Here is a 23,838-nt window from a genome sequence, read left to right as displayed (position 1 = left end):
GGGAGCCGGCTTGCCGGCAATGGGCTGCAACGCAGCCCTTTACGCAGGCACACCCTCCGCAGCCGCCTCCCTTTCCCAAACCCGGTGCCCCGCGACCGCTTTGACAAAAGCATCCACGGTCTTCTGGTCATCCCCCAGCACCAGGCCCTTGTCTTCCTTGAGCCCCAGCGCCCCGAGCAGGCCCTTGCCTTCACTGGCCAAGGTAATCGCCTTGAGGTGCTTGTAGCCCTCCAACAAGAAGTGCTTGGCCAGGCCGCTGGCGGCCAGGGCATCCAGTGACGCCTTGCCCGCCGGCACGACGATCCCGTCGAACATGATCGAAGGCATGCCCTCCATCGATGCATCCACTGGCAGCGCTTTGCCATCGGCCGTCTTCACTGGCGCCGAAGTCGGCCCCAGCAACAGGATGCGCGTGCTATGGGCTTCAAGCGCTTTCACCAGGCGATCGACACTGGCGCCGTCTACGCCATCAGCCACCAGCAGGGCGATCTTGCGCCCCTTCACGCCAACCGTGCCAGGATGGTTCATCTGGCTCAGGGCAGGCGATTGCGCCAGCTTGCTGCCTTTGACTTTCACCGTGCCGGCTTTTGGCGCTGGCAGGCCAAGGTTGGCCGCCACCGCAGCTGCCAGCTTCAAGTCGATGTTGGCAAGGATTTCATTCACCTCACGGGCGCGAATAGGCTCACGCTCGACCTTGCCGAGCTCAAAGCTGTAGGCCTTGATAACGTGCTGCTGCTCGTTTGCACTCAAGCTCTGGAAGAACAAGCGCGCCTGCGAGAAGTGATCGCCGAACGACTCGCTGCGCTGGCGGATCTTGTAAGCGTCGATACGCTCGTGATAGCTCTCGAAACCGCCGTCCTGCGGGCCGGCAGGGGTTTCCTTGGGCCAACCGCCGTCGATCGAGTTCGGCTCGTAGGACGCGCGCCCCTTGTGGATGGTTTGCCGGTGCAATGCATCGCGCTGGTTATTGTGGTTGGGCGCCACCGGCCGGTTGATCGGGATCTCGTGAAAATTCGGCCCGCCCAGGCGGCTTAGTTGAGTATCGGTATACGAGAACAGTCGGCCTTGCAGCAGCGGGTCATTACTGAAGTCGATGCCCGGCACGATATGCCCTGGGCAGAAGGCAACCTGCTCGACCTCGGCGAAGAAGTTGTCCGGGTTGCGGTTGAGTACCATCTTGCCCAGCGGGGTCACCGGCACCGTTTCTTCAGGGATGATCTTGGTCGGGTCGAGCAGGTCGAAGTCGAATTTATGCTCATCGGCCTCCGGTACGATCTGCACGCCCAGCTCCCATTCCGGGTAATCGCCGGTCTCGATGGCCTCCCACAGGTCACGACGGTGGAAGTCGGCGTCCTTGCCCGCCAGTTTCTGCGCTTCGTCCCACAGCACCGAGTGCACGCCTTGGGCCGGCTTCCAGTGGAACTTGACGAAACTGGATACACCCTCGGCGTTGATGAGGCGGAAGGTGTGCACGCCAAACCCTTCCATCATGCGCAGGCTGCGCGGGATGGCGCGGTCGGACATCGCCCACATGACCATGTGCGCGGACTCCGGCACCAGCGAGACGAAGTCCCAGAAGGTGTCATGGGCGGAACCGCCGGTAGGGGTCTCGTTGTGCGGTTCAGGCTTCACGGCGTGGACGAAGTCTGGAAACTTGATCGCATCCTGAATGAAGAACACCGGCATGTTGTTGCCAACGAGGTCGAAATTACCCTCATCCGTGTAGAACTTCACTGCAAAACCACGAACGTCGCGCACAGTGTCGCCCGAACCCCGTGGGCCCTGTACGGTGGAAAAGCGAACGAATACCGGGGTGATCTTTTCCGGGTCCTGAAGAAAACCGGCCTTGGTCAGCTGCGCATGGTTGCCATAGCTCTGGAAGAAGCCATGCGCGCCCGTGCCGCGGGCATGAACGATGCGCTCAGGAATGCGCTCGTGGTCGAAGTGGGTGATTTTCTCACGCATGATGAAGTCTTCGAGCAGCGACGGCCCGCGATCACCTGCCTTCAGCGTGTTCTGGTTATCAGCAATGCGCACGCCCTGGTTGGTGCGCAGCGCCTCGCCCGTGGCGTCGCTGCGCACATCCTCAAGGCTTTGCACCTTGGCATTGGTATTGGCGCGGTCGGGTGTGTCAGTACCCGCGAGCTGGCTTTGCTTGGACGTGTCCGTCTTCTTGCTAGGCATCTTGGCCTCCTCATCAGTCATCAGGCTGCCCTTGGGGCATTGTTCTAGTAGTGACTGGAGCGCCTTTGGCTACGTTCAATAAGCTTTACCAGTTGTCGCGTTATGCCGGCTGGGTTGGTCCATTACGAAATAAATGCTAAGAACAGCTATTGGAAAAGGCTAAAATGCGCCACCCCAGCAAACCGCTGACCCCAAATTCCATGCGCCCCACAAGGTTCGCTACGTGATCGAGTTCCAACATGTACACAAGACCTACCGCGTCGCCGGTAGGGAAATCCCCGCTCTGAATCCGACCAGCCTGACCATCGAAGACGGCCAGGTATTCGGCCTGATCGGCCATTCCGGCGCAGGCAAAAGCACCATGCTGCGCCTGATCAACCGGCTGGAAGAGCCTTCCGGCGGCAAGATCATCGTCGACGGTGAAGACGTGACCGCGTTCAACGCCACCCAGCTGCGCGGCTTCCGCCAACAGGTCGGGATGATCTTCCAGCACTTCAACCTGCTGGCCTCCAAGACCGTTGCAGACAACGTCGCCCTGCCGCTGACCCTGGCCGGCGAGCTTTCGCGCAGCGAGATCGACAAGCGCGTCACCGAGCTGCTGGCCCGCGTCGGCCTGCAAGACCACGCCAGGAAGTACCCGGCGCAGCTGTCGGGTGGCCAGAAGCAGCGCGTCGGCATCGCCCGCGCCCTGTCCACCAACCCGAAAATCCTGCTGTGCGACGAGGCCACCAGCGCCCTCGACCCGCAGACCACGGCTTCGGTGCTGCAACTACTGGCCGAGATCAACCGTGAGCTGAAGCTGACCATCGTGCTGATCACCCACGAAATGGACGTGATCCGCCGGGTCTGCGACCGCGTGGCGGTGATGGATGCCGGGCAGATCGTCGAGCAAGGCTCGGTGGCCGAGGTGTTCCTGCACCCACAGCACCCGACCACCAAGCGCTTCGTCCAGGAAGACGAGCAGGTCGACGAAGGCGAGCAACGTGACGACTTCGCCCACGTACCGGGCCGCATCGTGCGCCTGACCTTCCAGGGCGACGCCACCTATGCGCCGCTGCTGGGCACCGTGGCCCGCGAAACCGGTGTGGACTACAGCATCCTTGCCGGGCGCATCGACCGCATCAAGGACGTCCCCTACGGGCAGTTGACCCTGGCCGTCACCGGCGGCGACATGGAAGCGGCCTTCGACCGCTTCACCGCAGCTGACGTACATATGGAGGTACTGCGTTGATGGACGCCCTGAATTTCTTCGCCAACGTCGACTGGGCCGAAATCTGGCTGGCCACCATCGACACCATGATCATGCTGTTCGGCTCGCTGTTCTTCACCGTGCTGCTGGGCCTGCCGCTGGGCGTGCTGCTGTTCCTCTGCGGCCCGCGGCAGATGTTCGAGCAGAAGGGCGTGTATGCGCTGCTGTCGTTGATCGTCAACATCCTGCGCTCGTTGCCGTTCATCATCCTGTTGATCGTGATGATCCCGTTCACCGTGCTGATCACCGGCACCTCCTTGGGCGTCGCCGGCGCCATCCCGCCGCTGGTGGTGGGTGCCACGCCGTTCTTCGCGCGCCTGGTGGAAACCGCCCTGCGTGAAGTGGACCGCGGCATCATCGAGGCCACCCAGTCGATGGGCGCCACTACGCGCCAGATCATCACCAATGCGCTGCTGCCAGAAGCCCGCCCGGGCATCTTTGCAGCCATTACCGTCACCGCCATCACCCTGGTGTCGTACACCGCCATGGCAGGTGTGGTCGGCGCCGGCGGCCTGGGCGACCTGGCAATCCGCTTCGGTTACCAGCGTTTCCAGACCGACGTGATGGTCGTCACCGTGGTCATGCTGCTGGTACTGGTTCAAGTGCTGCAGAGCCTGGGCGACAAACTGGTCGTGCATTTTTCCCGTAAGTAACCCCAATGGGGTCGGCCTGGCCGACCCGTTCGGGGGCCGTCGCGGCCCTCACAAGGAGTGATTCATGAAGAAGCTGCTTGCTGTCGCTGCCGCCATTGCGGCCTTCTCGGCCCACGCCGGTGACCTGACTGTCGCCGCCACCCCGGTGCCCCACGCCGAGATTCTCAACTTCGTCAAACCGCAGTTGGCGAAAGACGGTGTGAACCTCAAGGTGAAAGAGTTCACCGACTACATCCAGCCAAACGTGCAGGTGGCCGAAAAGCGCCTGGACGCCAACTTCTTCCAGCACCAGCCGTACCTGGATGAGTTCAACAAGGCCAAGGGCACCCAACTGGTCAGCGTTGCCGGCGTGCACATCGAGCCGCTGGGCGTGTACTCGAACAAGTACAAGAAGCTCGACGAGCTGCCGTCCGGCGCCACCGTGGTCATCCCCAACGACGCCACCAACGGCGGCCGTGCCCTGCTGCTGCTGGACAAGGCAGGCGTGATCAAGCTCAAGGACAGCAGCAACATCCTGTCGACCGTGAAAGACGTTGCCGAGAACCCGAAGAACATCAAGTTCCGTGAGCTGGAAGCGGCCACCATCCCGCGTGTGCTGACCCAGGTCGATGCCGCCCTGATCAACACCAACTACGCGCTGGAAGCCAAGCTGAACCCTGAGAAGGACGCGCTGGCCATCGAAGGCAGCGACTCGCCTTACGTGAACATCCTGGTTGCCCGCCCGGACAACAAGGACTCGGATGACATGAAGAAGCTGGCAGCTGCGCTGCACTCGGCTGAGGTGAAGCAGTTCATCACCGAGAAGTACAAAGGTGCTGTCGTACCGGCGTTCTAAGCCGTAGGCTGCACTCAATCGCCGGCTTGCCGGCGATTGAGGCGCCGCTGCAATTAAGCCCCTGCGCCTGACACATCCGATGGCGCCGCCTCGAACTCCTCCAGCGCCTGCCGCGCGGCCCCTGCCTCCAGGTAGCGCTCGACCAACTCGGCCAGCTCCCCTGCCTTCAGGCCTTTCCCCTCCATACTCCAGCGGCCGAGCGCCAGGCTGACCCAACGGGTTTTGGCATCGAACCGAGCATCCGGCTCCCAGAAGCGTCGCTTGTGAAACACTGGCAAGGGCGCGTCGTCTGCCAACTTCAACATCACCGAAAGCTGCGGCGTCACTTTGACCCCATATTGATCGAACTGATGCAAGGCGATCGGTTCAGGGGTATTGGCAAACTGGACGCAATGCGGTGTCAGGACCATCGCTGGTGTAGCCGCACGGCGGACCATGCGCCAGCCCATTACGCCCACCCACACGCCCAGGGCAGCGATGGCGAGTGCCGAGTAGTTCAGGAAGGAAACCAGCCCAGGCTTGGCACTTTGCACATGCAGCCCGAAACGCACCCACAGCGCCGCACCCAGGCAGGCAATGCACACGACTACCAGCAAGCGGCCACGCCACTGCGCACCTTCGTGCAGCACGCAAGTCCCCGTTACAGCCTCGGCGCGCGCCCTTAGGTACTCATGCACCTCGTTGCGCTGCTCCAGCAAGCGGCTGCCGATCGCCGCGCTCAGCTCCAGCGACAATGCCTTCAGATCCGGGAGCAGCTCGGCAAGGCAAGCCAGTGCTTGCGCCGCAACGACGGGGCGCAAGGCCTCACTGCCGCGTACGTCCTGCACAGACAAGCCCAACGCCTCGATGCGCTCGCGAGTGGGTGGGTGGCTGTCGGTGGGGTGGCCCAGCCCGTCGGCCAGCTCGTCGTCTGGCAGGCAGATATCTTGTGTAGCGAGGTAATCAAGCGTGGCGACGAGCAAGTCCTCGGGCCACGCCTCGGGGACCCTGCATAGCTCGGTCTGGTGCTGGTCGATCAGCACCTCCAGCGCGCTGATGCGCACCAGTGAGTCCACCACGGCCTGAGGGCCGGCGATCCGCGCACCTGCAGCATCGGCCAGCAGCTCGCGTTGACGGCTCCAGTGGCTGACAGCACCGTCGAAACGTTGCATGAAATGCACCGCCAGTGCATACGCCGGCAGTGTCAGCAGGCCCTGCAGAACACCCGACTCCATGTGTTCGCCGACAACGCCGATATTGCGCCCGGCACCCTGGTAGATGGGCATGAAGCGCATGCTGTACTCGGTGTCCTCGCCCGAGAAGTGCGCCAGTTCGTGGGCGATCACTGCATCGCTTTCATTGCGGCTGATCACGGCAAGCAGAGGCAATGGAAGGTACAGGGTACGCCCCTCTAGCCTACGATTGCCGGGGTGCAACAGCACATCGCTGGATGTCACATAGAAACCGTCCAGGAAGCCGACCACGATGTTGTCCGGCTCCAGTGCTTCCATTTGCTTGGCCAGGCCGCGCACCCGTGCCCATAGCGCGGGAGCTTGCTGCTCGGTGAGCTCGCCCCCGTAGATATCGAGGGGCTCATTCTTGAACAGCTGCAACATGTTTTTCAGCTGGCCCGGCAGGCGATACAGGGGCCAGAGCATCGCCAGCATCAAGAAGCCCACCAGCAACTGCAATTTGATGACCCCTGCGGACGTTTGCTGCAAAGCAAACACCCACAGCGCCTCATAGCCGATCTCCAGCACGACGGTTAGCGTGAGCAACAGAATACAGGCGACCAATACCACCGGCAGCACCTGGCTGACGGTGAAGAAAAGGCGAACCAGGCGGTCCCTTGATACCAGCGCGGCCTTGCCCGCCCAGTGAAAAGCCAGCAACGACGCAACGCCCAGCAGCGTCAGCAGGAGGGAGAAGCGTAGGGAGAAATGCGCCAACCAGGTGCCGACCTTGGCAAAGCCCAATTCACGGTCAACGTAATAGAGCCGATTGTAGGCCAGGCTGTGGGCCACGTAGGGCTCGTAGGCCTTGCCGTTGAATTGGACGTGACGGCTGTCGTTTACCGCTTCCATGTGTGCCATTTCGGCGATGAAACGCTGCAGTTGCGCCTTGTCTTCCAGCAGCAGGGTACGGTGCGCGTCGGCACGCTGTACTTGCCAAACCGCCATCGCTATCAGCAACAGTGGCAGCAAGACCAGGCGCCAGGCCAGAATGCGCTTGTCACGCGACGTCATTTGAGGCTCTCCATGCCAGGTGTACGGGCGGCTATCCTAACCGACCCGCAAATTTCAGTCCCGCTTGACCAGCCCAGGCAGCTGCGCCACCAGCTTCTGGTTGTTGAACGGCGCCCGAATGAACCCACGCTGACGCCCATCCGGCCCGACGATGGCCAGGTTGCCGCTGTGATCCACGGTATACCCCGGCTTGCTGGTATCAGCCGGAATGAACGGGATGCTCAAGGCATTGGCGAGCTTCTGGGTATCCGCGATGGACCCCGCCACCCCAACGAAATCCTTGTCGAAATAGCCCAGGTACTGCTTGAGCTGGTTCGGCGTGTCGCGGTTCGGGTCCACGCTCACCAACACCACCTGCAGGCGGTCCACCGCCTCTTTGGGCAGCTCGCTCTTCACCTGGCGCAACTGGGCCAGGGTGGTCGGGCAGATGTCCGGGCAGTAGGTGTAACCAAAGAACAGCAGCGACCACTTGCCTTTGAGGTCATCCAGCGCCACCGGCTGGCCGTCCTGGTTGGTCATGGTCACATCGGCCACCGCACGGCTTTGTGGCAGAAGAATGATGCCGGCATCGATCAGCTCGGTCGGGTTGGGCTGATCGCGGCCGTTAAGCACCTTGTTGACGGTCAGGCCCATGATCAACGCGACCAGGGCAACGAGAATGAAGACGGTTTTCTGGGTTCGGGTCATAGGTTCAGCAACAGGTAGTGGTCAACGAGCAACGCGATGAACAGCGCGAACAGGTACCCGATAGAGTACTTGAAGGTGCCGATCGCCGCGTGCGGCCGGCTGCCACGGTACAACACCCAGGCCCATTGCAGGAAGCGCAGGCCCAATGCCAGGGCGCAGGCCAGGTACAGCGGGCCGCTCATGTGAATGGCGTAGGGCAGCAGCGTGACCGCCAGCAATATCAAGGTGTAGAGCAGACTGTGCAGTTTGGTGTAGCGCTCCCCGTGGGTCACCGGCAGCATCGGGATATCGGCCTTGGCGTACTCCTCCTTGCGGTGGATGGCCAGCGCCCAGAAGTGCGGCGGGGTCCAGGTGAAGATAATCAGCACCAGCAGCAGCGGCTCGGCACTGACATGGCCACTTACCGCCACCCAGCCCAGCAGCGGCGGGGCCGCCCCGGCCAGGCCACCGATGACGATGTTCTGCGGCGTGGCACGCTTGAGAAAGCCGGTGTAGAGCACCGCATAGCCAAGCAGCGAAGCCAGCGTCAGCCAGGCGGTGAGGGCGTTGGTGAATACCAGCAGCAGGGCCATGCCCAGCAACGCCAAGGCGAGGGCGAACAGCAGCGCCGGCAGCGGCTCGACCCGCCCCTCGGCCAGCGGCCGTTTGTGGGTGCGCGCCATCAGCGCATCGATCCGCCGGTCCACCACGTGGTTGACCACCGCCGCGCCGCCCGCACACAAGCCGATGCCCAGGTTACCGAACAGCAGCACGCTCCAAGGCACACCGGCACGGGTCGCCAGGAACATGCCCACCAGCGACGTGATCAACATCAGCACCACCACCTTGGGCTTGGTCAGCTCCAGGTAGTCGCGCCAACCGGCACGCCGGACATTCAGAAGCGTCGCCACGCGTCATTCCTCATGTGATGGGACACACCCAGCCCGGTTACCGGTGTCAGGCGCCAGCCATGGCCGACGCGCACCTTGTCGACCACCCGAATGCGGTAGTTCACCAGGACCATGCTCAGCAGCAGCATTGCGCCCCCGGCGTTATGGGCCACGGCCACGGCCAGCGGCAGATGGAACACCACGTTGCTGATGCCCAGGCCGATCTGCAGCGCCAGCGCCAGCAGCACCAGCCGCGCTAGCCCAGGCAAGCCGCAGCGGCGCAGCTTCCAGCTGAGCATCAGCAGCACGCAGGTGACCAGCAACGCCCCAAGGCGATGGCTGATATGAATGGCGGTACGCGCGTCGCTGTCCAGCTGCCCACCCAGGTAATTGGGGCCAATGTGCTGAGTGAGGTGGAAACCGTTGCTGAAGTCGGCTGCCGGCCACCACTGGCCATGGCAGGTGGGCAGGTCGATGCAGGCGACGGCCGCATAGTTGGCGCTGACCCAGCCGCCCAGCGCGATCTGGCCGACCACCACCAGCAGCGCCAAGGCCGCGATACGCCGCAGGCTCAGCGGCAACTTGGGCGGTGGCGCAAAGGCCCGTGATAGACGCAGGGATAACAGAAACAAGAGGCTCAAGGTGGTGAAGCCACCCAGCAAGTGTGCGGTGACCACCTGCGGCCACAGCTTGAGGGTAACCGTCCACATGCCGAACGCTGCCTGGGCCAGCACCACGCCCAGCAACATTACCGGCAGGCGGTACGGCTGGCCGTCGCGGGCATGGCGCCGCACGGCCTGAACAGCGAGCAGTGCAATCACCAGGGCGAGCGTGCCAGCAAAGTAGCGGTGGACCATCTCGGCCCAGCCCTTGGCTTCTTCCACTGGATGCTCGGGAAAATGCATCTCGGCATGGGCCAGCTGCGCGTCGGTTTTAGGCACGCTGATGAAGCCATAGCAACCCGGCCAGTCAGGGCACCCCAGGCCGGCATGGGTCAGGCGGGTATAGGCACCGAGCAGAACGACCAGCAGTGCCAGCAAGGTAGCGAACACAGCGAGGCGGAATCCGGGTCTGGCCATGGCAGGCTCCTAGCCGATGTTGGACAGCTTGAGCAGGTGGCGCAGGTCGTCCAGCACATGCTTGCCGTTGACCTTGCCGTCGTAGCGCAGTACCAGGTTGCCGTGGGGGTCGACGATCCACAGCTGCGGCGCCAGTTCGCCAACCTTCTGGACGTAGCGCTGGGCATCCAGCGGGTAACGTTGCAATTGCGGGTACTCGCGGCCCAGCAAGGCCTGATAGTCACCGCTCAGGGCCTGGGAAGTGGCCAGGGCATGGCTGGCGCGGCTGGCATCCCGGCCCAGGCCGATCTGAATCTGCCGGGCCAGGTAGACCAACTGCTGGCACTCCTCGGCACACGCCTCGGGGGCGCTGACCAGCAACTGCCAACGTGCGTCATCGCCGGCAATGCCGATATCGCTGCGGCTCTCGCCGTTGCCAATCATCGCGCCGTGGTAGTTGCGACCTTCCGGCACCCAGAACTTCAGTTTGTACATGCTGGTGGCCAGGATCATCGGGCCGAGCACCACCAGCAGAATCAGGATCAGCTGCAAGCGCCCACGGGCTCTGGGTTTGCGACGTTCAGGCACTTCCAGTGGAGTGGTGGCGGCGGCCATGAGGGTTCTCCTTTTTGTTGTGCCAGCCGAAATAGAGGTAAAGCAGTACCAGGGCAACGGCCAGGGCAAACCATTGCACGGCGTAGCCCAGGTGTTTTTCCGGGCCCATGGCAACCACCGGCCAATCCAGGCGGTAGGCCGCAGGGCCTGGCTGCAGGCGCAGCTCATGGCCGAAGCCTTCGCGGTCAAGCTGTTGCCATAATTGAGCGGGGTTAACGGCGGTGAGCAGATGCGGCCATTGGCCGCCCACCGGGTCGGGGTGCAGCTGGAAGGTGCTGCCCGGTGCCACATACACGGAAGCATCCATGGCCATTGCCTGCACCGGTGTGTCGAAGGTTACCGGTACACGCCGGTCCGGCCACGGCAGCCAACCGCGATTGACCAACAGCCACAGGCCGCTGGGCTGGTCATGGAAAGGCTGCAGCAGCTCGACGCCGGCCTGGCCATCGCGCATGCGGTTGTCCAGCAGCAGGCTGTGCTCGGCATCGAAACGGCCATACAGGTGCACGCGACGGAAGGCGGCATCGTCGCTTTGCTGCAACTGGGCAGTGGAGAGCGGCGCATCAACGCTGCGCTCGGCATAAGTCGCCAGCAGGGCGCGCTTCTCATCGGCCCGGCTCAGTTGCCAGCAACCAAGCGCAATCAGCCCTGGCAGTAGCGCAAGCACCACCAGGGTCGGTACCCAGCCCGGCCGAAACGGCCTCACTGGCGCCTCGCTATACTTATCCTCATTACCGCATCCCCCTGGAGAAGCGCCATGCTCAAGGCCGCGATTGTCCTGATGCTGTTGGCCACCATCGCCAGCCTGTTCAGTGGCCTTGTGTTTCTGGTCAAGGACGATGAAAACTCGACCCGCTTGCTGAAGGCGCTGACGGTGCGTGTCACCCTGGCAGCCTTGACCGTCGGCCTGGTGGCTTACGGCTTGATCAGTGGTCAGCTGATGTCTCACGCGCCGTTCTGATGCTTCAGCGGATCCACTGGCCCTGTCGCCCGCCAGCCCGCGCCCCCCCGGGGTGTGTGGGGGTGGGGGGGGGCGCCGGCGACAGGGCCCTAAAGCACGTACACAAAGATGAACAGCCCGACCCACACCACATCGACGAAGTGCCAGTACCAGCTGGCCGCCTCGAAACCGAAGTGCTTTTCGGGGTTGAAGTGCCCGCGCAGGATGCGCACGAACATGACGATGAGGATGATCGTGCCCAGGGTCACGTGGGCCCCGTGGAAGCCCGTGAGCATGAAGAACGTCGCGCCGTAGATCCCCGACCCCAGCGTCAGCCCCAGCTTGGTGTAGGCCTCGTGGTACTCGTACGCCTGCAAGGCAATGAAGCTGATACCCAGCAGAATGGTCAATGCCATCCACAGTTTCAGCGGGCCACGATGGCCACGGCGCAGGGCGTGGTGGGCGATGGTGATGGTCACGCTGGAGCTGACCAGCAAGATGGTATTGATCAGCGGCAGGTGCCAGGGGTCAATGACGTCCTTGGGCGGCGGGAACAGTTTGGGGTCCGGGGTGTGCAGCAGCGGCCAGGTGAATTCGAAGCTTGGCCACAACATGTGCGCCACACCCTTGGCACCCTCGCCACCCAGCCACGGCCCGGCCCACACGCGCACATATAACAGCGCGCCGAAGAACGCCATGAAAAACATCACTTCAGAGAAAATGAACCAGCTCATGCCCCACCGGAACGAGCGGTCCAGCTGCGGGCTGTACAGCCCGGCGCGGCTTTCTTTCACCACCGCCCCGAACCAGCCGAACAACATGTAGGCGAGGAACAACGCACCGACAAAGAAAATCAGCGGCCCATGGGAATCAGGGTGGCCGGCCTTGAGGTCGTTGAACCAGGTGCCCAGGCCGAACACGGTGATGAACATGCCGATAGTGGCGATGATCGGCCATTTGCTCTGCGCCGGGACGTAGTAGTGATCGTGACTTGCCATTGCTGTTCTCCTTCCCTTAACGGGCGCCCTGAACGTCTTGGGCCACGATGTGCGCGACCGGCGGGTGGCGAGCGGTGATGTCGAACAAGGTGTAGGCCAGTGTCAGGTGCTTCACGCTGGCCGGCAGGTCACGGTCGACGATGAAGCGCACCGGCATCTCGATGCGTTCGCCGGGCTGCAGCACCTGCTGGGTAAAGCAGAAGCACTCGGTCTTGTGGAAATAAGCCGCGGCTTCAGCCGGCGTAATACTCGGTATGGCCTGGGCGCTCATCGGCCGGTCGGTCGGGTTGTGGGCGACGAAGATCATCTGGTTGACGGCCCCCGGGTTGACCTCGAGCTGGTCGGCGGTGGAGTAGAAATCCCAGACCATGTCGCTGGCATTGGTCGACATGAACTGCACCCGCACCGACCGCGTGGGGTCGCTGACCTGGCTGCCTTCGTACTGCCCGCCGGTCTTGCCATTGATGCCGAAGGCTCTGCACATCACGTCGTAGATCGGCACCAAGGCAAAGCCGAACGCGAACATCACCACCGTCAGCATCAGCAGGCGCAGTACCAGGCGTTTGAGCGGTTGGCCGGTCATGGGCGGGGTCCTATTTCACTTCCGGCGGTGTCTGGAAGGTGTGATAGGGCGCCGGCGACGGAACCGACCACTCCAGCCCTTCGGCGCCATCCCAGGGTTTGGCCGGGGCCGGCGCGCCACCGCGGATGCACTTGATGACGATGAACAGGAAGAAGATCTGTGTGGCGCCGAACATGAAGGCACCGATCGACGACACCATATTGAAGTCGGCGAATTGCAGGTTGTAATCGGGAATCCGCCGCGGCATGCCGGCCAGGCCTACGAAGTGCATGGGGAAGAAGGCCATGTTCATGCCGATGAACGACAGCCAGAAGTGCAGCTTGCCAAGGGTTTCGTCGTACATGTGGCCGGTCCATTTCGGTAGCCAGTAGTACGCCGAGGCGAAGATGCCGAAGATTGCCCCGGGCACCAGCACATAGTGGAAGTGCGCCACCACGAAGTAGGTGTCGTGGTATTGGAAGTCCGCCGGTGCAATCGCCAGCATCAGGCCGGAGAACCCGCCGATGGTGAACAGGATGACGAAGGCGATGGCGAACAGCATCGGCGTCTCGAAGGTCAGCGAACCTTCCCACATGGTGCTCACCCAGTTGAACACCTTCACCCCAGTGGGCACGGCGATCAGCATGGTGGCATACATGAAGAACAGCTCGCCCACCACCGGAATGCCGACCACGAACATGTGGTGCGCCCAGACGATGAACGATAGAAAGGCGATCGCACCGGTGGCGTAGACCATCGAGGTGTAGCCGAACAGTGGCTTGCGCGAGAACGCCGGGATGATCGAGCTGACCGCGCCGAACGCCGGCAGGATCATGATGTACACCTCGGGGTGGCCGAAGAACCAGAACACATGCTGGAACAACACCGGGTCACCGCCACCGGCCGCGCTGAAGAAGCTGGTGCCGAAGTGGATGTCCATCAGCATCATCGTCACCACCCCCGCCAGCACCGGCATTACCGCGATCAGCAGGAAGGCGGTAATCAGCCAGGTCCAGACGAACAGCGGCATTTTCATCAGGGTCATGCCGGGCGCACGCAGGTTGAGGATGGTGGCGATGACGTTGATCGCGCCCATGATCGAGCTGATGCCCATCAGGTGGATGGCAAAGATGAAGAAGGTCACGCTGGCCGGCGCGTAGGTGGTCGACAGCGGCGCGTAGAAGGTCCAGCCGAAGTTGGGCCCGCCGCCTGGGCTGAACAGCGTCGACACCAGCAGCAGAAAGGCAGCCGGCAGTAACCAGAAGCTGAAGTTGTTCATCCGCGGCAGGGCCATGTCCGGCGCGCCGATCATCAGCGGGATCATCCAGTTGGCCAGCCCGACGAAGGCCGGCATCACCGCACCGAACACCATGATCAGGCCGTGCATGGTGGTCATCTGGTTGAAGAACGCCGGCTCGACGATCTGCAGCCCGGGCTGGAACAGTTCGGCGCGGATCACCATGGCGAACGAGCCGCCGAGCAGGAACATCATGAAGCTGAACCACAGGTACATCGTGCCGATGTCCTTGTGGTTGGTGGTCAGCACCCAGCGCATCAGGCCCTTCGCTGGGCCGTGCGCGTGCTCATGGCCGTGGGCGTGGTCGTCGATCACTGCACTCATGTCCTGTCTCCTGCAATCTGCTGACTGCCGCGAGTAACCCGGTTCATTGCGCTTCTGCCTGCTTGAGCGCCAGCACGTCCTTCGGCGTGACCATGTCACCCTTGTTGTTGCCCCAGGCGTTGCGCTCGTAGGTGACCACCGCGGCGATATCGACTTCCGAGAGCTGCTTGCCGAACGCGGCCATGGCAGTGCCGGGCTTGCCGTGGAAGACGATGCCCAGGTGGCCTTCCTTCGGCCCGGTGGCGATCTTCGAGCCCTTGAGGGCCGGGAACATCGGCGGCAACCCCTGGCCCTCGGCCTGGTGACAGGCCACGCAGGTGGTGTGGTAGACCTTGTCGCCGCGCTCCACCAGCTCTTCGAGGGTCCATTCCTTGCTGGTCAGCTCCTTGAGCTTGGCCGCTTCGGCTTTGCGCTCGCCCAGCCAGGTGTCGTAGTCGGCCTTGGACTTGACCTCCACCACCACCGGCATGAACCCGTGGTCCTTGCCGCACAGCTCGGTGCACTGGCCGCGGTAGATGCCGGGCTTCTCGATACGCGTCCAGGCTTCGTTGACGAAGCCCGGGATGGCGTCACGCTTGACCGCGAACGCGGGTACCCACCAGGAATGGATCACGTCGGCAGCGGTGACCAGGAAGCGCACCTTGGCGCCCACCGGCAACACCAGCGGCTGGTCGACTTCGAGCAGGTAGTGCTCGTCCTTGGGCGCCTTGTTGTGAATCTGGTCGGCAGGGGTGGCCAGGTTGCTGAAGAACTCCACGTCCTGGCCCAGGTATTTGTAATGCCACTTCCACTGGTATCCGGTGACCTGGATATCGATGTCCGACTCGCTGGCGTCGTAGATGTCGATCAGGGTCTTGGTGGCCGGTATGGCCATGGCCACCAGAATGAGGAAGGGGACCACGGTCCACATGATCTCCACCCAGGTGTGCTCGTGGAAATGCGCAGCCTGCTGGCCGGTGGAGCGCCGGTGGACGACCATGGACCAGAACATCGCACCGAACACCACGATGCCGATGATCACGCAGATCCAGAAAATGGTCATGTGCAGGTCGAACACAGCGTTGGAGACTTCCGTCGCCCCCGGTGCCATGTTCACGGTCCAGGCGGCGTTGGCCTGACCGAAAACCGTCCACAACAGGAGGCCCATCCAGACATGTGGATGTCGCATCATTGCGGGTTCCCCTTCTAATTCTTGTTGTCCCGGAGGCGTGGCCTGCGGCAAGAGGGAACGGCGGTCAAGACTGCCTGGCTTCGACGACCGAGCCCCTGCGAAATGCAGTCGGGCCTCATCAACGAATCACGTTCAACCCGAGTATAGACAGCGACCAATGGCACGCAACGGCGAGCATGAAATGAACTTCACGAAATACCCAAATACCCCGCAAGGCCCATTCTAGATAGGGCATGGCATAATAGTGGCGCCAACATATAGCCAAGAGCGCACACGTTTGCGGGATTTATAACAAATGCGTCTTAGGTATTCTGTATACCGAGCTAATTTAGTGTCTTCCGTTTGAAACGTCTTGTCCCTGGAGTTGTCATGAACATCGCTGCTGTACGCGAGCAAATCAGCCAAGCCCACGATCACGAACGCCGTACTGGCCAACTGAAAGAGCGTCTCGAGGCCCAACTGCCACACCTGCACCCCTCGATCCAACTGCCTGAGCAGGACGCCCAGGGTACTTTGGCGCGCTTCGTCAGCGCCTACATCGACCAGGTTCCGGAATTGCTGGAGGCTGCCCACGCGGTGGCACTCGAAGCCGGTATCGAATCGCAGATCAAACCTGTACTGAAGATTGCCGAAGCCTACTTCCTGCAGCCGCCCCATGTGATGGATGGGCATGTCGGCGTGGACTGCCTGCTGGATGAGGCCTACCTCGCGCATCGCCTGGTGGAGGAAGTGAACGACCTGTATATCCGCCATTTCCAGCAACCGCTGATCCCCTTCGATACCACCATGGCCAACCTGATCGCCCATCAGTTGATCGGCGAGGACTTCGCCAACCAGCTGGACGAGGTGGTGCACCACTCGGTGGATGAAATGCTCAATGACGAAAGCTTCGCTGCTGAATCGGTAGAGGCCTATCGCGACACCTTGAGCAGCCCCGAAACCGGCGCAGCATGGAAGCGCTGGCCTTGCCTGTCGCGGCAACTGGGCGTCGAGTTGGGCCAGCCGGCCTGATGTCCGCCAGTAGCCCCATCGGAATCGGCTCCCGCTGATCGGCTGAAGCGTGCACGGATAGACTCTTCCCGCCTGCCTTTGGGTAGGCATTTCCCTTATCAGGCGAGGAAGAATCAATGAGCATCAAATGGAACAGGCTCTATACCGACCTGTTACGCGGCAGCCGCTCGACCCTCTGGGGCAACTGGGCGCTCAATCCGGTCATCAAGCCGGGCGCAGTCGGCATCATCGACCCGTCCTCCGGCGATTTCACCCTTGTCAGCGAAGCGCTGCCGAATGTGGACATTACCAACATCCAGCAAGGGCGCCGCTGGGCTATCAGCTCAAAGGACGTTTCCCGCAAGGAAACCAAAGCCAATGTGGCTGGTACAGTGTTGGACCCAGCCACCGGCATCCAGGTAAAGCCAGAGCTGACCCTCGAGTGGAACTTCTGCAAAGAAGAGTCGATTGCTTCAGAGTTTGCACTCAATGGTGAACAGCGATTGAGCGACATGGCCGTGATTCATGATCAATACGACTGGCTGTACGCCCAGGCCCAGAAGGTCGGCATGGCGAGCGATGGCAGGATTGCCGAAGGGTTCGGCGTGGTGACCAGTGTCATCCTTGCCGACAGCGGCGTGAATGCGGGAGCGAAGAGCAAAAATGCCAGGTTTTCCCTTTCAGGCTCGGCCAGTGGCCTTAATAGCTTGTTGGGTGAAAACGGCACTACCGGCCAAGGTGGGGCAACATTCATCTCCACTCGCGATACCACTTCGGTCGAGACACACACACTGCCCGCGCAAGACGGCCAGGTAGCAACCACGCCACTGCCTGTGGCCTACAGTTTTGCATCCTTCGGCCCTGACAAACTGATCATTCCGATCTGGGTGCGAAAAATCGGCAGCCTGCGGCTGGCCGTGGACAGCAAAGCCACCTCCGCCACCACCTATATCACCAAGGTGTCTATTGCCTACGACCTGCCTGGCCAGCCTCGCAAAACCGAAGGTCCGCTCGCAATCTCCGGCGGTCTTTCCAATAGCTTCGACATTCCACTGGGTGCCAGAAACCTCGAGTTCAAGGCCGAGTTCGTCAACCTCGGCAATAACCAGGTGATCACCAAGCATTGGGCTACGCCTCTGAGCCAGTGGCTGGGCGGCAGCCGGACCATCAACCTGTACGGTACCTGGCCCGGCTCGCCCTCCATCAGCGTCGTCGAAGAAGACCAGCCTTAGCACTCTGCAGCAGTACGCACACGCCCCTCGATGCGGCGTTTGAAGCCTCGCTGCTCGATGATCAGGCGCGAGCCGGCACTGCGTTGGGCGCGCCCCCAGTCCTCAAGCATCTCCAGTACCGAATGGTCGATATAGTGCAGGTTGGCCAGCGGCACGTGCAGCTGCGTGCCCGCAGGCACCTTGTCCAGCACCTGGGTCAGTGCAGGCACCTTGAGGAAGGTCGCCGCGCCACTGAGCCGCAACTCCATGTGCCGCGGCTTGTCCAGGCTGACCAGGTTGATCTTCAAGCGCGCCGCCTGGAGTGCCAACTTCAGCAAAGTGAGCGCGAAGCCCAGCAATACACCGGTCAGCAGGTCGGTGAAAATGATCGCCAGCGCGGTGGCCGCGTAGGTGAACATCGGCATCCGGCCGTACCGGCCCAGGCCGCGAAACGCCTTGAAGTCCACCAGCTTGATGCCGGTGTACACCAGCACGCCGGCCAGGCTCGCGACAGGGATCTGCTGCAGCACGCTGCTCAACACCACGACGAACGCCAGCAGCCACAAACCATGCAGAATGGCCGAGGCACGGGTCTGCGCGCCTGCCTGAACGTTGGCCGAGCTGCGCACGATCACCCCGGTCATCGGCAAGGCGCCGAGTACGCCGCACAGCATGTTGCCGATGCCCTGAGCCGACAGCTCGCGGTCGAAGTCCGAACGCTGGCCGCTGTGCATGCGGTCGACGGCGGCGGCAGACAGCAAGGTTTCGGCACTGGCGATGAAGGCCAGGGCGAAGGCGGCGACCAGTAGGGTAGGGTCCGCGAGCTTCATCAGGTCATCCGGGCGGATCCAGTCAATGGCCTGGGAAAGGTCCGCTGGGACCTCCACACGGTTCACCGGCAGCGCAAGCCACATGCTGATCAGCGTCATTGTCGCCACGCCAAGCAAGGCACCAGGAATAAAGCGCAGCTTTTGCGGCCGCAAGCGCTCCCAGGCCCACATGATGGCGATGGTCCCCAAGCCTAGGGCACCGGCTTGCCAGCCGGAACCTGCGCTTTCCAGCGGCAGGGCAGAGGCCAGGGTCGCCGGAAACTCCAGCAGGTTCTGCATGCCCGAAGGCTGCGGTGCTGTGTCGAACATCACGTGCACCTGCGACAACACAATCAGCACACCAATACCGGCCAGCATCCCATACACCACGGCCGGAGCCGTCACGCGGAACCAGCACCCCAGGCGCAGGCGCCCGGCCAGCAACTGCAACAGGCCCGCCAATAACAGGATCGGCCCGAGCATGGCCACGCCGTGCTGGCGCACCAGCTCGAACACCAGCACCGCCAAACCTGCCGCAGGGCCACTGACCTGAAGTGGCGAGCCCGCCAGGAAGCCCACCACTACACCACCGATGATCCCAGTGATCAGGCCTTTGGCCGGTGGCATACCCGAAGCGATCGCGATGCCCATGCACAAGGGCAGGGCCACCAGGAACACCACCACCGATGCCAACAACTCACGCGGCAGCGCCGCTTTCAACTGTGTAATGTTCACCGTGTTTCTCCTTTCTCTGTCACACGGCCATTCCTCTGGTCGTGGGCACGTTGGCCCCTGACGAACGCGCAGGCGCGGGCCGCCAGCGAGCATGCCGGCAGGGCAGTCAGGGAATTCAGGGCAGCCGAAAGCCGCGCCACACCCCGCTGGGTGCAGCCGGCTATCAAGGTTCTAGCTGTGGATGGGTCGCTTAGTAGCGGCCTCTCGGAGTGGCGCAGGGGACCGGTTCACCCGCGGCCAGGGGCATGAAGCTGTCGCTGGCGGCGTCGTAAGCTTCGATCTTGCTGGTCTCGATGTCGTAGACCCAACCGTGGATATACAGCTCGCCGGCCGCCAAACGCGAGGCCACCGACGGGTGGGTACGCAAGTGGTGCAACTGGGCGATGACGTTTTCACGTGTCAGCACCTGCATGGTTTCGTGCTCGCTGCCGCAAGAGCAGTTGTTCTCGACCACGGTGCGCGCCACTTCAGCGTGCCGCAACCAGGCGGAAACAGTCGGCATCTTGGCCAGTGATTGCGGGTTGAGCACCGCACGCATGGCGCCGCAGTCGGAGTGGCCACAAATAATGATGTGGTGCACGCCCAACGCCGACACGGCGTACTCGATGGCGCTGGAAACGCCGCCGTTCATCTGGCCATACGGCGGCACCACGTTGCCGACGTTACGGGTCACGAACAGGTCGCCAGGCGAGCTCTGGGTGATCAGCTCGGGGACGATCCGCGAGTCGGCGCAGGTGATGAACATGGCGCGCGGCGTTTGCGCGGTGGCGAGCTTCTTGAACAGCTCTTGCTGCTCGGGGAAGACGTCATGGTGGAAACGCAGGAAGCCGTCGACGATGTGCTTAAGGGCGGCATCGGCGCTCTCCGCGGGGGCCTGCGGAACGACCTTGGATGGGTCCTTGACGGGCATGATTCATCCTCTTGACGGTGTGTAGGTAAATCCATTTTACCGGTGAAAGATTCTGGCTATGCGAGGAATTAGATGACACGCACAGGCCATAGATCACAGTCTTCGTGGACTGGTTTCCTACGCTAGCGGGGAAAACTTAACTGAAACTTAATTCGGAGGCTCTAGAACGGGTGTTCCAGATACAAAAGGCGGGAATAAGATAATAGCAAAAAACCATCAAATGCCAAGAGCCTGTAATAGGGTTGTGTGCTTTGATTAGTTGTACTGGGGATCAAAACAACGCCATCTGCCCGCCCGGGGGGCAGAATGCCGAGCAATCCAGTGCCTGGGCTTCGCGCCCCTCAAAGCCCAAACGCCGCATCGCCCTCGCGAAGCGTTGCGCCAACAGCTCGGCAAACACGCCCTCGCCACGCATCCGCGCACCGAAGCGGCTGTCATAAAGCTCCCCGCCTCGGCTTTGCCGGATCAGGCTCAGCACATGGCTGGCCCGCTGCGGGTAATGGTCCTGCAGCCACTGCTCGAACAGCGGTGCCACTTCCAGCGGCAGGCGTAACATCATGTAAGCCGCACTCTGCGCACCGGCCTCCTTGGCGGCCTCCAGCAACTGCTCCAGCTCACAGTCGTTGATCATCGGGATCATCGGCGAACACAGCACCCCCACCGGTACGCCTGCCTCGCGCAGCACCCGGATGGCGCGCAGCCGAGCCTTGGGCGACGCCGCACGGGGTTCGAGCACCCGCTTGAGGTCATCGTCCAGCGTGGTCAGGCTGATCATCACCCGCGCCAGCCGCTGGCTGGCCATCTCCGCCAGCAAGTCCAGGTCACGCAGTACCAGAGAGCCTTTGGTGACGATGGTCACGGGGTGGCGAAAACGAAGCAGCACCTCGAGCAATTGCCGGGTCAACCGCTGCTCGCGCTCGATCGGTTGATAAGGGTCGGTGTTGGCCCCCAGGTTGATCGGGGCGCAAACGTAACCCGGCTTGCTCAATTGTTGCGCAAGCACCTCGGCTGCATTGGTCTTGGCGATCAGCTTGGTCTCGAAATCCAGGCCAGGGGATAGGTCCCAATAGGCATGCGAAGGCCGGGCATAGCAGTAAATGCAGCCATGTTCACAGCCACGGTAGGGGTTGATGGAGCGGTCGAACGGCAAGTCAGGCGATGTGTTCCGGCTGATGACCGTCTTGGCGATCTCGACCCGCACCTCTGTAACTTGGGTGGGTGGAACCTCTTGGTACCAGCCGTCATCTTGCGCAACTGAATGGTTTGCAGCGAAGCGATTATGCGGGTTGTGCGCCGTACCACGGCCTTTTTGCGGTGCTGAAGGATTCATGGCTAACCCCGATACTGTATTCATATACAGTATCGGGGTACTGCACATCTTGCCAGCACCTCCGGTCAGGCCAGCCCATGCCAACGCAGGTAGGCTGCCTGGCTGGGCCTGCGCCCGAGGAACGCTTCGATGCCCTCACGCAGTGGCCGTGAGGCCCCAGGCTCGAATAACACCTCCTGTAGTGCCCGACCCGTTTCGCGGTCGAGCAGGCCCTGTGCATCGAAGCGGGTGAACAAGTCGAACGCGTGAACATCCGCCCACAGGTAAGCGTAGTAGCCGGCATCGTACCCATCGACCAGATGGTCGAACGCTTGCACAGGGCGCTCGAAGCCCGCCAATGGCCAGTAGCCGCAACGCTCACGCGCATTTTCCAGGCGCTGCATGATCGTTCTGCCATCCCCGGGTGTGCCGTGCAGGTCCAGGTCGAAAAGCGCAAGGCTAAGGTCGCGGCCAATTTCCTCGATGCCCTCCTGACGGAGCTGGCTCAAATAGCTTTCAGCCTGAGCCTGGTCCAGCACGCTGCCTTCCGTGTTCGGCACGGCAATACCCGCCAGATAGCCAGCATCCCACACCCAGCGCTCCAGCAGCTTGCCGAACAGCTCTACGCCGTCGGTACCCAACTCCGGGACATTCGACATGACGTGGTTGCCGGTGCGCACCAGCAGATGGTGCAGGGCATGGCCGAACTCGTGATAGAGCTTGCGCAGTGACAAATGGTCCAGCAGCGGCTCGCCACCGGCCAGCGCTGCAGGGATATCGCTGTTAACCACCACGACCGCTAGCTGGTAGATACCTTCGGCATCCACCCGCCGGTTGCGCACATAGGTGGTAAATACGGCATCGGCCTGTTTGCCAGGGTGTTGCACGGCATCCAGGTAGAGGAGGCCGATGCGTGCATGGTCCTGCCACACCTCGAACGCCTGCACGCTGTTGTCCCAACTCGCCAGTTGCCCGGGCCGCAACTCGAGGGCAAACAGCCGTTGCGCCAGGTCGGTCAGCGCCGTGACCACTGTGCTCAACGGGAAATGTTCGCGAAATGCCTCGGGCGGTTGCGCGTCATCCGCGCCACCTTGCAGGTAGAGGATGTCCCAAGGTTCCACACGCTCCAGGCCCTGCGCCAGCGCCCTCTGCTCCAGGCCCGATCGCCATTGAAGCATGCCGGGGTTTACCGCCATTGCCAGGCCCTGGAGAAACTCGAGTACATCGCTTAACGTGCCTGCACTCTTGGCCTTCAGGCTCCGTTCGGGGTGGCTGGCAAAACCAAGCAAGCGTGCTTCTTCATCCAGCAATTCGGCCAGGCGCTGCAGGCGCGTGCCATTATCATCCAGCGGATCGCTACTGGCCCCGCGGGTGTGGTAGGCGCGGTAGAGTTTTTCGCGCAACGGGCGATGCTCGGCTTGCCGTAGCACGGCTTCGGTGGGCGCACTTTCGCAGGCGATCAGCCAGCCATCCGCGCCGGCCTCACTGGCCCGCGCAGCCAACTCGTCGCGCAGCCTCTGGCAAAGGCCTCGCAGTTCACTGGCGTCTTCGACCAGAAGCCCAGGCCGGTTGATGCTATGGCGGAACGCCCCACGCAGGGCAGTGATCTGCGCCCGTAATTCAGCCAGGCGAGCTTTGTCGCTTGCGTCGAGTAAAGCGCCACTGGCGGCAAACTTGTCCAGGTGCCAGCGTAAAGTGGTGCGTTGCTCTGTGTCCAGATTCAAGCCGATAGCGCTGGTCGCCAGGCGCTGGTACAACGCCAGCAACCTACCATTGGTGAACTTCTGGTCGAAACGCGCAAGGGTCCGGACGTAGAAACCGTCAATTGCCTCAGCCCAGGTCGGATGCTTGCCCACCAGTGGGACAACCGCATAAAGCACGCCCAGCAACTGCGCATCCAGCCCATCCACCGCCAGCACCAGGTCATCCCAGGTGGGGAGTGCCTGCTGCTGTTCGATGATGCGCGCGATACCTTGCGCGTGGGCCTGCAGCACATGGTCGAACGCAACGGCCATGTTTTCCAGGGTAATTGATGGGTAATCGATGGGGGTACTGCTGTTTTGCAGAAGGGGATTGTCCATGGGCAGCGCCTGGCTCGAGTTGAAGAGCTGGCGAGCATGCACGGCGAGCGAGCAGGGGACGGCCTGACTATCTACCACCCCAGGGGACAGGCAGGGACATGCCTGCCCGGGCATTGCGCCCGGGCT

Annotated in this window: 21 protein-coding genes; 6 read left to right on the top strand and 15 right to left on the bottom strand. The window is 62.3% G+C overall.

The genetic code is table 11. The annotated features are described in order from the left end of the window. Positions 1 to 39: 39 nt before the first annotated feature. A complete protein-coding gene (katE, locus tag ACNQPL_RS05050) occupies positions 40 to 2,205 on the bottom strand; it encodes a catalase HPII (RefSeq protein ID WP_346612811.1) in 2,166 nt (721 codons plus the stop codon). Between the two features lie 202 nt (positions 2,206 to 2,407). Here katE and ACNQPL_RS05045 point away from each other — a divergent pair, with 202 nt between their 5' ends. The 3 genes from ACNQPL_RS05045 to ACNQPL_RS05035 all read left to right on the top strand — a co-directional run bounded on the left by ACNQPL_RS05045 (position 2,408) and on the right by ACNQPL_RS05035 (position 4,921). Continuing rightward, positions 2,408 to 3,415 (top strand): methionine ABC transporter ATP-binding protein, encoded by a 1,008-nt coding sequence (locus ACNQPL_RS05045; protein WP_346612810.1) that lies wholly within the window; start codon positions 2,408 to 2,410, stop codon positions 3,413 to 3,415. Beyond that, positions 3,415 to 4,086, top strand: a complete 672-nt coding sequence (locus ACNQPL_RS05040; protein WP_346612809.1) for a methionine ABC transporter permease — start codon at positions 3,415 to 3,417, stop codon at positions 4,084 to 4,086. The genes ACNQPL_RS05045 and ACNQPL_RS05040 overlap by 1 nt, the downstream gene beginning before the upstream one ends. 64 nt (positions 4,087 to 4,150) lie before the next feature. Then, positions 4,151 to 4,921 carry a MetQ/NlpA family ABC transporter substrate-binding protein gene (locus tag ACNQPL_RS05035; protein WP_346612808.1) on the top strand — a complete coding sequence of 257 codons (771 nt, stop codon included), beginning with the start codon at positions 4,151 to 4,153 and terminating at the stop codon, positions 4,919 to 4,921. A 53-nt stretch (positions 4,922 to 4,974) separates the two neighbouring features. Here the strand turns inward: ACNQPL_RS05035 and ACNQPL_RS05030 are convergent, their stop codons facing one another. The 6 genes from ACNQPL_RS05030 to ACNQPL_RS05005 are packed head-to-tail and all read right to left on the bottom strand — an operon-like array spanning position 4,975 to position 11,081. Then, positions 4,975 to 7,146 carry a M48 family metalloprotease gene (locus ACNQPL_RS05030; protein WP_416466136.1) on the bottom strand — a complete coding sequence of 724 codons (2,172 nt, stop codon included), beginning with the start codon at positions 7,144 to 7,146 and terminating at the stop codon, positions 4,975 to 4,977. Between the two features lie 54 nt (positions 7,147 to 7,200). Further along, on the bottom strand, positions 7,201 to 7,833 hold the full coding sequence (locus ACNQPL_RS05025; protein WP_346612806.1) for an SCO family protein: 633 nt from the start codon (positions 7,831 to 7,833) through the stop codon (positions 7,201 to 7,203). Further along, on the bottom strand, positions 7,830 to 8,723 hold the full coding sequence (cyoE, locus tag ACNQPL_RS05020) for a heme o synthase (protein ID WP_416466135.1): 894 nt from the start codon (positions 8,721 to 8,723) through the stop codon (positions 7,830 to 7,832). The genes ACNQPL_RS05025 and cyoE overlap by 4 nt, the downstream gene beginning before the upstream one ends. Continuing rightward, the gene (locus ACNQPL_RS05015) at positions 8,708 to 9,781 is read right to left on the bottom strand and encodes a COX15/CtaA family protein (RefSeq protein ID WP_416466134.1); all 1,074 of its coding nucleotides are present in this window, start codon (positions 9,779 to 9,781) and stop codon (positions 8,708 to 8,710) included. Before ACNQPL_RS05015 ends, cyoE begins: the two co-directional genes overlap by 16 nt. Positions 9,782 to 9,790: 9 nt before the next feature. Then, the gene (locus ACNQPL_RS05010; protein WP_416466133.1) at positions 9,791 to 10,375 is read right to left on the bottom strand and encodes a hypothetical protein; all 585 of its coding nucleotides are present in this window, start codon (positions 10,373 to 10,375) and stop codon (positions 9,791 to 9,793) included. Beyond that, entirely contained in the window at positions 10,341 to 11,081 is a 741-nt protein-coding gene (locus tag ACNQPL_RS05005) for an SURF1 family protein (protein WP_416466132.1), read from the bottom strand. The genes ACNQPL_RS05010 and ACNQPL_RS05005 overlap by 35 nt, the downstream gene beginning before the upstream one ends. Before the next feature lie 51 nt (positions 11,082 to 11,132). Between ACNQPL_RS05005 and ACNQPL_RS05000 the strand changes: the two genes are divergently transcribed. Beyond that, positions 11,133 to 11,336 (top strand): twin transmembrane helix small protein, encoded by a 204-nt coding sequence (locus ACNQPL_RS05000; RefSeq protein ID WP_416466131.1) that lies wholly within the window; start codon positions 11,133 to 11,135, stop codon positions 11,334 to 11,336. A gap of 89 nt (positions 11,337 to 11,425) precedes the next feature. Here the strand turns inward: ACNQPL_RS05000 and ACNQPL_RS04995 are convergent, their stop codons facing one another. From ACNQPL_RS04995 to coxB, 4 genes are read right to left on the bottom strand one after another with little or no spacing between them, the layout of a single operon-like run. Further along, the gene (locus ACNQPL_RS04995; RefSeq protein ID WP_416466130.1) at positions 11,426 to 12,313 is read right to left on the bottom strand and encodes a cytochrome c oxidase subunit 3; all 888 of its coding nucleotides are present in this window, start codon (positions 12,311 to 12,313) and stop codon (positions 11,426 to 11,428) included. A gap of 16 nt (positions 12,314 to 12,329) precedes the next feature. After that, positions 12,330 to 12,896 (bottom strand): cytochrome c oxidase assembly protein, encoded by a 567-nt coding sequence (locus ACNQPL_RS04990; RefSeq protein WP_346612799.1) that lies wholly within the window; start codon positions 12,894 to 12,896, stop codon positions 12,330 to 12,332. Positions 12,897 to 12,906: 10 nt separating this feature from the next. Then, positions 12,907 to 14,496, bottom strand: a complete 1,590-nt coding sequence (gene ctaD / locus ACNQPL_RS04985; protein ID WP_346612798.1) for a cytochrome c oxidase subunit I — start codon at positions 14,494 to 14,496, stop codon at positions 12,907 to 12,909. A 43-nt stretch (positions 14,497 to 14,539) separates the two neighbouring features. After that, a complete protein-coding gene (gene coxB, locus ACNQPL_RS04980; protein ID WP_274097810.1) occupies positions 14,540 to 15,667 on the bottom strand; it encodes a cytochrome c oxidase subunit II in 1,128 nt (375 codons plus the stop codon). Between the two features lie 369 nt (positions 15,668 to 16,036). On the opposite strand from coxB, the gene ACNQPL_RS04975 reads away from it, so the two are divergent. After that, complete coding sequence (locus tag ACNQPL_RS04975; RefSeq protein WP_346612797.1) at positions 16,037 to 16,678, top strand: hypothetical protein; 642 nt, start codon at positions 16,037 to 16,039, stop codon at positions 16,676 to 16,678. Between the two features lie 116 nt (positions 16,679 to 16,794). Continuing rightward, entirely contained in the window at positions 16,795 to 17,889 is a 1,095-nt protein-coding gene (locus tag ACNQPL_RS04970; RefSeq protein ID WP_346612796.1) for a hypothetical protein, read from the top strand. Here ACNQPL_RS04970 and ACNQPL_RS04965 read toward each other — a convergent pair. From ACNQPL_RS04965 to ACNQPL_RS04950, 4 genes are all read right to left on the bottom strand, one after another. After that, positions 17,886 to 19,412: a SulP family inorganic anion transporter gene (locus ACNQPL_RS04965; RefSeq protein WP_346612795.1), complete on the bottom strand. Its 1,527-nt coding sequence runs from the start codon at positions 19,410 to 19,412 to the stop codon at positions 17,886 to 17,888. The two genes, ACNQPL_RS04970 and ACNQPL_RS04965, sit on opposite strands and share 4 nt — an antisense overlap. Before the next feature lie 190 nt (positions 19,413 to 19,602). Then, on the bottom strand, positions 19,603 to 20,322 hold the full coding sequence (locus ACNQPL_RS04960) for a carbonic anhydrase (RefSeq protein ID WP_346612794.1): 720 nt from the start codon (positions 20,320 to 20,322) through the stop codon (positions 19,603 to 19,605). Between the two features lie 271 nt (positions 20,323 to 20,593). Continuing rightward, positions 20,594 to 21,652, bottom strand: a complete 1,059-nt coding sequence (locus ACNQPL_RS04955) for a PA0069 family radical SAM protein (protein WP_416466129.1) — start codon at positions 21,650 to 21,652, stop codon at positions 20,594 to 20,596. Between the two features lie 65 nt (positions 21,653 to 21,717). Then, positions 21,718 to 23,712, bottom strand: a complete 1,995-nt coding sequence (locus ACNQPL_RS04950; protein ID WP_416466128.1) for a M3 family metallopeptidase — start codon at positions 23,710 to 23,712, stop codon at positions 21,718 to 21,720. Between the last annotated feature and the right edge of the window lie 126 nt (positions 23,713 to 23,838).

The organism is Pseudomonas sp. LFS044 (assembly GCF_047978245.1).
Taxonomy (GTDB): Bacteria; Pseudomonadota; Gammaproteobacteria; order Pseudomonadales; family Pseudomonadaceae; genus Aquipseudomonas.
Note: the sequence above shows the minus strand (reverse complement) of the source record. Positions and strands in the feature narration are given on the sequence as shown.